The sequence below is a fragment of the Methanomassiliicoccales archaeon genome (genome assembly GCA_038850735.1).
In the GTDB taxonomy this organism is placed as follows: domain Archaea; phylum Thermoplasmatota; class Thermoplasmata; order Methanomassiliicoccales; family JACIVX01; genus JACIVX01.
The window spans coordinates 90,921-104,065 of sequence record JAWCLO010000004.1; the positions used below are offsets into that span (position 1 = coordinate 90,921).

Sequence of the window (13,145 nt, forward strand, 5' to 3'; positions counted from 1 at the left end):
AGCTATAAAAAGGCGCTAAGGATTGTTTGAAAAGGCGCATTTAAGGGTGAACAGTTTTACTGAGGCATCTTGATTCCTTGGTTTGTTATATCGAATAAAATGTAATCGATAGGCGTCCGGACTCCTCTCATCTTTACTATTTCAATGGCTCTTTCTCTTGAGTCTGTATAAGGATTGTCTCTCCTGAACAATCGAATGATACCATAAAAAGGATGGAAAACGCATTCCCCAAAGTTTTGAGTCGTTGATTCGTCAAGAATAATCAATGCGGTGCAACGCCGCTTTTCGAGAGAGTAAATCAAATAATTGATTTGCCGCAGAAATTGCGAGCGTTCCATATCAGGGGCAAGCAGACCTAGATTATCGATGATAACATTCTTGACATCAGATTCTAGAAAATTCAGCAATCCGACGAATCCGCTGTCTATTAAACATTCAAATGAATGATTGGATTCGGCAGATCTCTCCTGGAGCACTGAGTAAAATCTAAGATAGCCTGCAGATTCATACTTCTCTAAGTTCCACCCAAAGGCTGTCGCTTGTTCGAATATATTTTCCTTAATCTCTTCAATGCCTATATATGCCGTTTTTTCCTTTTTCTCGCAACGCTCCTTAATAAAATGCAGGGCCATTACTGTCTTCCCATCACCTGGTTTTCCAGTAATCAAGATACTTTTTCCTTTGGGAAAACCAACGATTAATCGATCCAGTCCTTCGATCCCAGTCGATATCCTTTCAATCACCATGAAAATCCCGTTTAATTACCAGCATTGTACCTCATGCTTATTTCCCAGATAGATACTTGCCTGTATTTATTGATGTTTTTTTGAAGAAAACGAAGTTCATTTTGGAAATGATAAAATCTCTCTCATAGTGACAAAAAAAAGAAATATTTCTGATGCACGCTTCGCCGTTCAAATCACTTTTGCATTATGACTAAATCATGAGAAAGAATGGTCTTACAGGAATAAATAAGACAGGGAAGCGATAAATACATCAATTGCGCTTGCGGGCCGGAAGTCGATAGAAGAGGAGAGGCTGAAAGTATGGGTATGAGCATTGCGATTAGCGAACTCGACAGCAATGAGGCTTTATGTAGGAAAATGAAAAACACCATCATAAAAGTCTACCTGCCATCAATTAAAGGGTTCGAAAACTACGCAGATTACGATGAGGTTGTTGATGTCGAGACGGCAAAGCGCATATTCGGCAACGATTGGAATGCTTTCGCTAAGAGGAATAGAATTGCGGAAGAAACGGGAGAGATTTACCTGTCAAAGATACGAAATGCTGATGATTCCTCGAGACTGCACCAATCAGTTGTCAAAAGGTATACTGGCTGGATTGAGGTTGCTAAAATTCCAGAGAATATGAGAGAGAGTGTGCTTGCTCAGGCATCCCCTGACAACAAAATAACCGAATGGGATATGTTGGGATTCGATGAACTAAATGAGACTTGCTCAAAATGTCCCTTGTCGTGGGACAGTGGACGAGGGTGCATTGGAACATTCGGTCCAGACAACAGCGCATTACCAGATATCGCAAGAAAGTACAACTGCTCCATAATCGCTGATGTTCCAAAATATGCGAAGGAGGGGCGAAAGCTAGGGAAGGAAGAAATCATTAGGCTACTTGACGAAATTTCCATTCTGAGAGAGAAATTAGTTGCAGAAGGTAAGATGGCCGTAAGAAGATATGCAGGTGTGTTGGATAGACTTGAAGCCGCAGGAAAGACCGCTCTCAGATACAACACAAGGATGTACTTTGTTTAGCAATAGTAAGCCGTTTGACAATATTGGTTACAGATGGCTACAAACAGGGCACTTATCAGTGCGACAAACTTCAATAGCTTCCCAGTATTGGTACAAGAGATCGCCGATTAGCAACTTGGATTTTAGCGGCTCTCCCAAGTGGGTTATCAATTTGATGGCCTCAGCAGCTTCAAGAATTCCAAAAATGCCAGCCGTGACTCCAATAATCGGAAAAATCCCTTTCTTCGGAGGGGGTTTGGGAAATAAACACCTGAGACACGGTGTTTCTCCGGGAATTATGGTGGTAATTTGGCCATGAAACCCTTCGACAGCACCATGAATCAATGGCATTTTCTTCCTGATGCAATAATCATTAAGCATGTAACGGGGGGTAAAATCATCGAGGCAGTCTATTATTAAATCCGCCCCTTCAAATACACTATCAATATTTTCATCAGTAACCTTAACCATCTTTGGTATGACCTCAATGCTAGAATTTAACCTAGTTAATTTCCAGGCAGCAGATTGCACTTTTGGTGTTCTCTTTTCTACATCTTCCTCCCAGTGAAGAACCTGCCTATTCAGATTGGAAATATCTGGAATTTGATAGTCGACGAGAATCAGTCTCCCAACGCCCGCCGCGGCAAGATATGTAGAAACTGGAGATCCAAGCCCACCTTGACCCATGATTCCAATAGTAGCTTCTGCTAATTTTCTCTGCCCGTCTTCTCCAAACCCCTCGATCATTATTTGCCTTGAATATCTCTCAAGTTCCCGATTTGAAAACCTGCTATCATTCATTCCATTGGCCCCTTTAATTGATTCCCATACAACACAATTTTATCAGCGAAATTCATCGCCTCCAATTCATTGTAGAGATGCAACCACACCTACATATCGCAATCCGCATCAATTTTATTTAGACGCGGTATTGATCTAATGGACGATTTTTCAATTAAGGATTTCTATTGCACCAATGCTGAAATAATTTGAATTAACATTGTGTTTCTCCCGGTACGCCGATAGAGAATTTTGATGAATTTGGGGCGTTGCCTGTTATTCTTTAGCATCGTATACCTGAACCGGGCTGGTTTTTTGTTTAATATCTGTACGAGACCTATGCGCGCTTGCTGAAATACCACCTATACAGCAGTGCCATATCACGTGGAAATATTGCGACGATATCGCCGTCTCTGACTTCGCGCTCCGGTGCAGAGTAATCATTGTTTAAGAATAAATGACTTGTTTCTTCGAGATTGATACCTAATTTCTTTAATATATCCGAGATACTCTTGATTGCAGAACCGTCTAATTCAACAATTCCAACCTGCCCACTGAAATCTACGATAGATGCATACTTTTTCAATTTTCCATACAGCTTAACTTTAATTGCCATCAATATCACCAGATTCCTCTTTATCCTCCAGCAAGCACAGGGAAAACGGCAACTCTGTCCCCATCTGACAATGGAGTTTCGAATCCTTTGAGATGTTCGATATTGTACCCGTTTACCATAACCTTTACCCTCATCTTGACCTTTTTTTTGTCAAAATCATCAAAAATCTCATCTCGTAAGTTCTCGAATTTCGACACCAGTTGTTCTAAAACAGACATCACATTAGACGCTTCCAAATACAACTCGCTTGTTTTTGCGAGATCCTGAAGCGTGGCAAATAGCTTCACTCGAACGGCCATGGCAATAAAAATAAGAGAAAGGAAAGAGAAAAGGGTTTCGCCTAATTCCCTTCTATTCATTCTGGAAATACTCGATCGAGCTCATCGTTAGGCACGTCGTATACAACATTCTTCGGTGGCAAGGGCTCTAATGTCATGAACTCCGGAAGCCTGTCCTGTGCTTTTGTGAATCCAGCTGCCTTATTGAACTTCCTCTCAACCTCAAGAATCTTTGCACCGAGCTTCACTGCATCATCTACACTCCAATTGGTGCCGAGAACACCATTGCAGGACTCGACCATACCTTCAAAGCCTTCAGGTATGTCCATGATTGCAAATGCAGTGAACAAGCAATATCCAGAGCTATCGATAAATGCGGTGCTCTGCTGTAGGGCCCTTGATAAATCCGCCTTCTTTTTGTCAAGTGGATCGACTTTTCCGCCAACTCCAAGAATCTCTGGTGCAATCGCATAACCTGCTGTATGATCTGCTCCCATCGGCGTTGTTGCGTACGTAACTCCAATGCCTTTGATGGGTCTTGGATCATACGCTGGAATGCTCTGTCCTTTTACGGTTGGGATCCTCGTCACACCAAATGCCTTACCGGTGAATTCCGTCCCATTTGCAATGATGCGACCCAAAGGCGATTTTCGACGAACTTCCTCAAGCAGGCACAGCGCACCCTTTCCATCGCCGAATTTAATGATCCCTCCTTCCATCGCAACACCGATCGTGCCTCCCATCTCTATCGTATCCAGACCAAGATCATTGCAGGCACGGTTTAGCTCTCCAACATCATCCAAGTTATAAATACCGCAGTTTGGTCCCAGAGCCCACACTGATTCGTATTCCAAAACTCCAACCGGATCCTTACCCCCTTCTTTTACCCAGACCTCCGAACACTGAATAATACACCCAGGGCTGCAGACATGCGGTCTTTCGCCGCCTCTCTTCTTGATAATTTCTGCCTTCTTCTCACCAGATACAAGAGGCGCCAGCTCATCGTAACCGGCAGAAAAGTTCCTGTGCGGAAGGGCTCCTGCTTCATTGATGACGTTAATAAGCGCGTCTGTTCCATAACTGTTCAAAGTTCCTCCAGGTTTCGTTATGTCGTGTTTCTGCAACGCTGCAGTGAGCTTCCTTGTTCCCTCTTTGAACCGCTCCTTGTCCTTAATCTCGACGCCCGGAGCGCCCTCATCATCCGCGATTATGAATTTCAGTCCGCGCGTTCCCATTACTGCTCCCAGACCGCCTCTCCCCGCGTATCTGCTGGGCAAACCGTCAACGTCGTTGAAGCATACCCCAGCACCAGCACCGCCGATTTCTCCAGCAATACCCGTAGAACAAATAGCGATGTTCTTTCCGAATATTTCCCTCAGCTGTGGATAAACCTCATAGAGACCTTTTCCAACCCACGGCTTCGCATCGAAAAATTCGACTTTGTCCTTTGTGATCTTGACACCATAAAATGAGCCTTTTCGCTGCCCTTGTACAATAATTGCTTTTATTCCTAGCTTAGCAATTTTCTGGGCAAAATTAGTACCTGCGTTCGCTTCTTTTATCCCGCCTGTCAATGGCGATTTACCTCCCACAGATATTCTACCCGAAGTCGGCGCGCTTGTTCCCGTTACGATACCTGGCGCCAGGACGACTTTGTTGTTGGGTCCAAGTGGATGGCAAGTTGGAGGTACTTCATCAGCAACAATTGTTGACGTAAGACCACGACCGCCAAGATTCTTCCACTTCTCTGGCACGTCCTCGTACTTGGCTTTGAGCTCGGTCATGTCCACTCTCAGAATTTTTGACGTAATTAATCACCCCCTAAAATTTTAATATCACATTCCGACTTAAATAAATTTCGAAAAATGTTGAATTTTCATATCAGTTATCAGATGTTATGGATATGCTCTAATCAACATTTCGACGTGCTATCTTGAAACAATTGATCTTCGTTCTTTAGCTGCACTGAAGAATAGCACACTTGCCATCTCTTTCTCAAAATAATTAAAGGGGAATGCATGGAAGATGTGACCCAAGAAAATGTTTTACATATTATACGCAATCGATTTTATTTCCAGCTCACTAGAATCTCTTCCCGACGAAAGACTTTGAGGCTGATATAAAAGACGACAGCATCGATTACGGCTGTAAGCAAAACAAAGGAGAGCATGAAAAGAAGATCAAGCGTTACGAGACCAGTTATCGCTATAATGAAAAAAGCGACCACGGGCAGCACCACGAGCCCGCCTATTTGCTGCGATGCCCTTACATCACTAACCTTAGAGGATATCAACATGTTTACGAGGATGCTGAGTATGCAGAAAAGTGGCGCAAGTACAAATACCCCGATAATCCACACAAGATTAGGCAATGGATAGTAACCAATTACTGGGAATACGATAGTATCAACGAGAACAATGAATGGTACGAGGCTTATCCAAGTCACTACCATAGTCGGAATGAATATTGAAACACACTTGCCGGCAAGCAGTTCAGTATCGGTTGTAGGCGTTGCCAACAGGGGTTCTAAACTCTTATTGATTTTCTCTCCAACAAAACTGTAAGAAGCGATCACTGTCGGGATCACTGAGGGAATCAAGATGAAGAACATGAGCAAAGAATCAATGAAAACCCTAAGAAAAGATTCAGCTTCGCTCACTTCTCCGATAACCACACACCGATCGAGTACTGAATTTATTCTGAGGGTATTCTTAAGATTGGAGTGAAACACTAGCGACTCACTTGTAGTCGAATTGATAATCCATGAATCGCGTATCACCGAACCCGATATATTACATTCCTCCAATACGCATGAAATGAGCACAGAATTCGTGAGGTTTGCGCCGACCAGTCGGAGATCTTTCAACGATAGCTCAGATATATTGCCACCGATGACAGTTATAGAAATATTGAATTTCAAATTGAGAGGCTCTTGTTCGTTAGGTCCAGCGAACATCGTTACGGGAACTAGATAGACAACTGGCATGACCACAGCCATGACAAGAGGCATCGCTATGAGGCTGAACAAGATGTACTTATTTGTTCTAAACTCAGCAAGATCTTTTCTTGCAACAGTCAGGATCTTTTCTAGCCTCATCTCGATCCCCCAATCAGCTTCAAATAAATATCCTCGAGCCCCCGCCTCATCTCCTCAACAAATTCAATCTCTCCTCCGGCCTCAATGAGTGAGCGAACAATAATGGGGTTGTCTTCTTCTGGGTTCTCGACATCGATCATCAGGGTTTTATCGTCCCAGCGGACAGATCGCACACTGCGGAGTCTCTTCACTGCTTCAATGAGCTGGGGGGTGATTGTTTTCAACTGGATTCGCGTTGTCTTACCCCAAAGCCTACTCGCCAAGTCCTCTGCAGAACCTGTCGCAAGCAGCTTCCGCTGAATTATACCGACTCGATCGCATATTTTTTCTGCATCGTCCAAGTTGTGTGTATTGATGAAGATTGTACGACCTTCCTTCTTCAATTCGACGAGGTAATTTCGAACCGTAACCGCAGCGAGCGGGTCGAGTCCCGAGGTAGGTTCATCAAGGAAAAGAAAATCTGGTTCATGAACAAGCGCCCTTGCTATCGCGATCTTCTGCTTCATTCCCTTCGAAAACTTAGCAACGGGATCATCTCGTCGATCCCATACGTCTAGCTTCATCAGCAGCTCCCTAATTTTTTTCTCTCTATCGCTCTTCGGAACGCCATACAAATGAGCGAAGAAATCTAGATTTCGATATGCGCTCAAAGATTCGTAAAGTCCTGGACTTTCAGGAAGGAGACCAATCATTCCTCTTATCTTGAGTGCATCATCGGGATCTGTTATATCAAGGCCATTGAGAAAAGCTGTACCAGAGGTGGGGGCTATGAGACAACAGAGCATCCTGATCGTTGTTGTTTTTCCAGCCCCATTTGGACCGATGAAACCGAAGACCTCTCCATCGCGGATTGTCAGATTAAGATCCTCAACAGCGATTATGTTTCCAAAGTTCCTTGTAAGATTAAGCGTCTCGATCAGATACTTCACCGTTTCCAGGATAATTTTTTTAAAGTTAGGCAGGAGTCAAACGTTGTTTATGAATTAAAGCCTTGGCTTGTAATCCGGTGACTCTCCTTGTTTCAGTCCCGCACCTGAGTCTTCTCGCGACTTTGATAACCCTTCAGCAGAAGTGTCTTTTGATGCAGCTGCTTCAGCTTTACGCGGCTTCATCTCGAGATAGTCCTTAAGCTCTTCGGCATCGATTTTCAGTATGATCATATCTCCAATCGTTTTGATGTCGCTGGTTTGAATCTTAATGAGGGGAGTTGATAGCAATGATTTCTTGACTTTCAAATAATCAATTGCTTCCTTGTCAAGCTTTACCTCGACGAAGGGGATTGACCATTTCCTTTCTGGGGAGAAGATAATATTGTTTGCAAAGCCGATTTGCCTTGCCTTCCTGCAGATGACTCTCTTCCCAACGATGTCTGCTGCAGTTGTAACGGTCATTTCTTCATCCAATAATGCATCCTTAATCCCATTTATGGGTACAGATAGCGTTATCGTATCCGACACTGATTCAACTTTGTCGGTCTTCAATAGAATCTTAGCCGATGAGAACAATGGTTTTTTTACGCCAACCGCATCTTCTAAACCTTTTTTTACGGAAATTCTTAACGCCGGAATGTACCAATTCTCGATATCGAGGGCAACGCCCTCGACAGTTCCCACAATTCTCGCGTCCGAAGTTACGATCTCAAGGCCAATTATGTCCTCCATTTTCAACATGAATATCCCATATCTATTACGCACTTCATAGGTTAAACAATTTTCTCAATACAGCGTTAAATAATATATAATTAATTGATAATAATAATGTTAATTTTTGTATCTTCATCTACTGCCAGCCCTAGATGCTGTGATTTCCCAAAAAAATTCCAAACCTTTATTCTTATTCAGGTCGCCTCCATTTCATAACATATATGACCATTGCGATCCCAACGAAAACGAGAACAAGAGGAATGACAAGTATCCATAATGGAAAATCCTCGACAGAACTCACATTAATGGTAGCCAATGCCATGTTGTTTGATTCATTCAGCTCGGGAATTTGATTAGAGGGGTCGATGATCACCGTCACGGTGTGACTCCCTTTAATTGCAATCCACGTGACCTTTGCTGTGGCAGTGCCGTTGATTGGCAAATACGGAATAATTTTCTGAGTTGGCAAGGGCGTGCCATCGATGGCAAACGTAACCATCACATTCATTGCATCCTCTGTGCCTAAATTTCTTATCGAGGCAGTGATCACAATTTCATCGCCATCCTTAATATCGCTTGATGAGAATGAGATGTTCGCATCCTCTATGACCAAATCAGGCATGAAATAAGTAGATGGAGGAACTAAGATTTGAGTGGATGCAATGTTATTTGATTCGTTTAACTCTTTAATCTTGTCATCTGGATCTACAGAAATGATAATCGTGTGCAACCCTTGCAGCGCTTGCCACTGAAAATCAATCTGGATAGTTGAATTTATCGGGATGAAATTCGCTTTTTTAAGCGTTCCGATCTGAAATGCGCCACGCATCGCCTTAATTTCCACGTCTGAAGCATTTGCATTGCCGATATTAGTAACATTGACGAGAATTCTTACCAAATCTCCTTCTTCGAGTTGTGCTGGTGAAAAAGTAATGTTTGAAGATGTGATTACTAGATCTGGAAAGAGCTCGATTGGATTATCGATCGTCACACTCGCGAATGCATATTCAGAATATGCATCACCATCGTAAGCCCTAGCCTCAATAAGGTAATCACCGTTAAAGAACTCTGTCGTGTTGATTTGGACACTCCATTCGGTCAATCCGGTAGCATTGATCCATTGTGTCGCCTCTCCCGATTCAAGGCGCGTGAGGCGAACTTGCACGGATACGAGGGTATCATTACCATCGGAATCGCTTGCAAGTCCAGAAATATGAATGGTTCCTTGAAGTACCGAACCAGTCAGAGGTTGAAGAATCGTACAAGATGGTGGCATATTTAACATTCGCGCAAACATAATGCATTGAGGAGAAGTCCTTCTATCTTCAAACACTACCAGCGGCCAGCCGTCTGTTCCCACGGCGATATCTGGATTCTGTCTCTTGCTTGGTGATGTTGCATCATCGACCCTAATGCTCGGCGAAAAGGTAGTTCCATCATTTCGAGAAATTGCAAGTCTAATTTCGTATTCTTCAAGAGTTTGCAATTTGTAGACTACGGCCACAATTCCATTTTTACCGGCGTCTACCGATGGATCCACGCAGTAACCTCCGTCACTCACGACACTGGAAAAAGAAAAAGCAGCTACGCCATTCGATGATGTTGCTATTCTGATTTCCGGAGTTCCACTTCTATAATCTTCCCAAACGACTGCAATATTTCCGTCATTCGCGAAGCAAACATCCGGCGATGTTTGGCGCTTATTGGACGGTCCGTCGCTAATGCGCAATGCTTTCGAAAAATTTTCTCCTGAATTATTGGAAACGGCGCCGTAGATATCAAAATACGGATCTGACCTGCTGTCTTCCCATACAACGATGAGATGATCTCCCAATGCTGCGATTCTCGGCGAATTTTGAATGCAAGTTGCAATGTTGTAACTATCAATCTGGTGTGGCACTTCAAATGATGAACCCCAATCAAAAGATCTTGTACAATAGATTCTTGTAACATTGTGAGAATCGATTGTCACATTTTGCGACCATACAACGACTATCGTGCCATTTGAAATGGCAATGTCTGGTTCATACGCCGCAACGTCAACGGAGCTTATCCGCACGTTTGCAGAAAAACTTTTGCCACCATCATCGGATCTTGAGAAGAAAATGGATGAAATCCCATCTTCCCTGGAATCTTCCCACACAACGAAAATCGATCCATTGTCATTGATGGCGATTGATGGGGATGATCTTATGCCCATATAATCGTTGACATCATCTACCCTGATCTTTTCGAGGAAGCTCGAGCCTGAATCTTCCGATTTTGCATAGAAAATCGCTGTTGGTTGAATGGCGCCCTCAGCCCAAACAACTGATATGTTACCGCCAGAGTCAACAGCGATTCTTGGAAAACCTTGAGTTCCATGAGATTCGCCACTGTCAACGGGGATATTTGTCGAAAAAGAGAATGCCAAGCTCTTATTGAGAACAATTGCAAATGAAATGGATGAGAAAAGGAGCACAAATATCATACCACATGTGGCTACCTTCCGCTTCATCATTTTCTCCATCGAGTGAATGCGCCCGTTAAGTTAAAATGATTTTGTGTTGGATAAAAATAAATTCTTGATGCCTGACTTATGATAAAAATCTTTTAGACGCAGGATAGAGAATTATTGAAAATTCTTACTGGATACGAAATTTCCTGCACTTATGATATTGCTAATTCTTCATTTTCAAGAAACTATCAATCCCTCTTAGGTATTTCCCAATCTTCTTGATATTTACTCGAAATGGAAGAGGCAAAAGCTTCATCGTATGAAAGAATTGGTTTTTTGATTTGTTCTACCAAATGTCCTTGTTCCATATTTTCGATGAAAATGTACATAGTAAATAAAGAAACACTATAACATTATCGAAACACTTTTTCCGTGCAGATATGTGGGGGCTGGGTCATCGATATCTTGAAAAAACATGACACGAAAGTCGAATTCTTCGAGTGCATTTGTTTAGAATAAAAAGTTGAAGTTACTTGGTAGAATTTTACATAGCTCGGCCGACAGTTGAGGCGACCAAAGCGATGATCGTTGGCATGACTAAAATAGAATACACATATGGAATCTTCTCGAGATAACCCTGGGAACTTGTGGTCGAGGATGTCAAGAATCTTAATGATAGTACGCTATTGACTTCTCTTGATTGGGCGATTCATCACGGAATCGTGTTCCATGTAGCTAGAATTGGGTAATGACTCCTCTAAATAAGGTTGTTAATAAAAAGAGTATGATTGCATCCGTTAGTCGAGGATCCGTTTCTCGCATGAACTTGCCATGATAGCAAGACTTTCTGGTAAGAAAGATTGATCCGTAGACTGCAAGGGCAATTTGAAATATCTTGAGAATATACTAGTTTCTTCAATGCCACTGAAATGCATTCTTTATTCGGAGGTAAAACAGGAACAAGTTAAAGACGAGGGTGCGAGGGGCGCGAAGGTTCGATGGCTTATTACAAAGTCTGATGGTGTTTCCAATTTCGCTATGAGACAATTCGAAGTTGAGCCATCTGGCAGTTCCCCGATGCATAAACATCCATACGAACACGAAGTTTTCGTGCTAAAAGGTAAATGCCAGGTGTATTGCGATGGCGAAACCGCAACTATAGGTCCAGGGGGAGTTATTCTCATTCCTCCAAATGCTATGCATCAATTTCGAAATGTAGGATTCGAGCCACTCGAGTTTATATGCATGATTCCATACACCGACTAATAATATTTAGATTCGATGAAAAAATGAAAATCCATGAACATTTTGGAAGGCCTATGGATATAAGCCTTTCCGGATCAAGCCTGTGCTGATCTCCTGCCTAATCTCAGGTACTCAATACCACCAGCCTCGCCTCCGCAACCGATCCAGCCCTCTCCAGATGAAGCCAGGTGGGGTTCCGCGGCCGATTCCCCAGAATCTATACGGCCAGAGTCCTCTGCAGTAACAAAACGGCAATGTGAATGGGTTTGCATAGCCTGCAACTTGAAATCCAGCGCAATATCCTGCCCTTCGTCCAGTCATTGCACCAAGACCAAGCGGGCCTGTTCCGTCGCCACCAGGCCTTCCTAATCAGCTCCTTTTTTCATATTTTCGATTTCTTTCTTCAAAGCAGCGATGTCTCGTTCAATTTCGTCCCTTTCAGCTTCTAAGTATTGGAGTTCTTCTTCTAGCATTCGGGCTTCCTCTTCTCTTGATAGCTCTTGAGAGCTGTATGGTCTCACTGGCCACATTGGGGGCGCGATCGGATAAAGTAAATCCGCAGGATACGGAGGGCAATGCCTTGCTCTCATCCATTCAGGCAGACCAGTCACCCAATACATCCACAGGTAACCTCTTCCAAATCCTCTAGGCATTTTTATCACCTCCTGAACGTTTTTCACTTCTGGATAGGGATCCACTTAAAACGGAATCCGATATCAAATTCTACAATTAAGGAATATGGAGATATAATATATAATTAATTTGCACTTATGCGCATAAATAACGATGCACTCAAAAGAATAGGAAAGGAATATATTGCCAAGTGCCACGAAAAAAATCTTATGAATGCACGACCATGATAAGTTCAAAAGGAAGCGTAATATACATTATAAGGAATAACCAGACAGATCAAATGTTTCCGCCTCGACGAGGGAGAAGACGAGGACCTCGATGGATCTCAGAAATCCCAATCTTCAGGACATTTGGGCCAATTGACAGGCCCCACATAAGCGTCGTTAGAATGAGCTTCGAAGAACTTGAAGCGATCCGCCTCGTTGACTATCGGGGCTTTGATCAGGAGACCGCCGCGATGATGATGGGAATCTCAAGAAAATCACTATGGCTGGACCTACACTCCGCACGGTATAAACTCGCAAAGGCACTGATTGAGGGGGCCACAATTCATATCGAAGGTGGAAACTTTCTTCTAAGACCGGCTGATTTCTCTGGGTCTGATACAAAGACAAGAGAGCAAAAGAAGGATTATTCCTGATGGAGCAATCAAGGGCTTCATCTGC

At 43.1% G+C, this 13,145-nt stretch carries 14 protein-coding genes; 3 read left to right on the forward strand and 11 right to left on the reverse strand.

Annotated elements, in window-relative coordinates; translation table 11 throughout:
* Nucleotides 1-56: 56 nt before the first annotated feature.
* The gene (locus QW087_03880; protein ID MEM2943859.1) at nt 57-746 is read right to left on the reverse strand and encodes an ATPase domain-containing protein; all 690 of its coding nucleotides are present in this window, start codon (nt 744-746) and stop codon (nt 57-59) included.
* Nucleotides 747-1,052: 306 nt separating this feature from the next.
* On the opposite strand from QW087_03880, the gene QW087_03885 reads away from it, so the two are divergent.
* Complete coding sequence (locus QW087_03885; protein ID MEM2943860.1) at nt 1,053-1,772, forward strand: hypothetical protein; 720 nt, start codon at nt 1,053-1,055, stop codon at nt 1,770-1,772.
* Nucleotides 1,773-1,799: 27 nt separating this feature from the next.
* On the opposite strand, the gene QW087_03890 is transcribed toward QW087_03885, so the two are convergent.
* The 8 genes from QW087_03890 to QW087_03925 form a co-directional block, all read right to left on the reverse strand.
* Nucleotides 1,800-2,552 carry a ThiF family adenylyltransferase gene (locus tag QW087_03890; GenBank protein MEM2943861.1) on the reverse strand — a complete coding sequence of 251 codons (753 nt, stop codon included), beginning with the start codon at nt 2,550-2,552 and terminating at the stop codon, nt 1,800-1,802.
* Nucleotides 2,553-2,868: 316 nt separating this feature from the next.
* Nucleotides 2,869-3,147: a hypothetical protein gene (locus tag QW087_03895; protein ID MEM2943862.1), complete on the reverse strand. Its 279-nt coding sequence runs from the start codon at nt 3,145-3,147 to the stop codon at nt 2,869-2,871.
* Nucleotides 3,148-3,167: 20 nt separating this feature from the next.
* Nucleotides 3,168-3,506: a ubiquitin-like small modifier protein 1 gene (locus QW087_03900; GenBank protein ID MEM2943863.1), complete on the reverse strand. Its 339-nt coding sequence runs from the start codon at nt 3,504-3,506 to the stop codon at nt 3,168-3,170.
* The gene (locus tag QW087_03905) at nt 3,503-5,215 is read right to left on the reverse strand and encodes an aldehyde ferredoxin oxidoreductase C-terminal domain-containing protein (protein ID MEM2943864.1); all 1,713 of its coding nucleotides are present in this window, start codon (nt 5,213-5,215) and stop codon (nt 3,503-3,505) included. Before QW087_03905 ends, QW087_03900 begins: the two co-directional genes overlap by 4 nt.
* 278 nt (nt 5,216-5,493) lie before the next feature.
* Nucleotides 5,494-6,522 carry an ABC transporter permease subunit gene (locus QW087_03910; GenBank protein ID MEM2943865.1) on the reverse strand — a complete coding sequence of 343 codons (1,029 nt, stop codon included), beginning with the start codon at nt 6,520-6,522 and terminating at the stop codon, nt 5,494-5,496.
* Nucleotides 6,519-7,451, reverse strand: coding sequence for an ABC transporter ATP-binding protein (locus QW087_03915; protein ID MEM2943866.1), 933 nt, complete (start codon nt 7,449-7,451; stop codon nt 6,519-6,521). The genes QW087_03910 and QW087_03915 overlap by 4 nt, the downstream gene beginning before the upstream one ends.
* Before the next feature lie 54 nt (nt 7,452-7,505).
* Nucleotides 7,506-8,192 carry a PRC-barrel domain-containing protein gene (locus tag QW087_03920; GenBank protein ID MEM2943867.1) on the reverse strand — a complete coding sequence of 229 codons (687 nt, stop codon included), beginning with the start codon at nt 8,190-8,192 and terminating at the stop codon, nt 7,506-7,508.
* A 163-nt stretch (nt 8,193-8,355) separates the two neighbouring features.
* Nucleotides 8,356-10,662, reverse strand: coding sequence for a CARDB domain-containing protein (locus tag QW087_03925; GenBank protein MEM2943868.1), 2,307 nt, complete (start codon nt 10,660-10,662; stop codon nt 8,356-8,358).
* Between the two features lie 858 nt (nt 10,663-11,520).
* On the opposite strand from QW087_03925, the gene QW087_03930 reads away from it, so the two are divergent.
* Nucleotides 11,521-11,868, forward strand: a complete 348-nt coding sequence (locus QW087_03930) for a cupin domain-containing protein (protein ID MEM2943869.1) — start codon at nt 11,521-11,523, stop codon at nt 11,866-11,868.
* A gap of 74 nt (nt 11,869-11,942) precedes the next feature.
* On the opposite strand, the gene QW087_03935 is transcribed toward QW087_03930, so the two are convergent.
* Both QW087_03935 and QW087_03940 read right to left on the reverse strand, forming a co-directional pair.
* Nucleotides 11,943-12,119: a hypothetical protein gene (locus QW087_03935; GenBank protein ID MEM2943870.1), complete on the reverse strand. Its 177-nt coding sequence runs from the start codon at nt 12,117-12,119 to the stop codon at nt 11,943-11,945.
* 93 nt (nt 12,120-12,212) lie between these two features.
* Complete coding sequence (locus QW087_03940) at nt 12,213-12,500, reverse strand: hypothetical protein (protein ID MEM2943871.1); 288 nt, start codon at nt 12,498-12,500, stop codon at nt 12,213-12,215.
* 203 nt (nt 12,501-12,703) lie between these two features.
* Between QW087_03940 and QW087_03945 the strand changes: the two genes are divergently transcribed.
* Complete coding sequence (locus tag QW087_03945; protein MEM2943872.1) at nt 12,704-13,120, forward strand: DUF134 domain-containing protein; 417 nt, start codon at nt 12,704-12,706, stop codon at nt 13,118-13,120.
* Nucleotides 13,121-13,145: the final 25 nt, after the last annotated feature.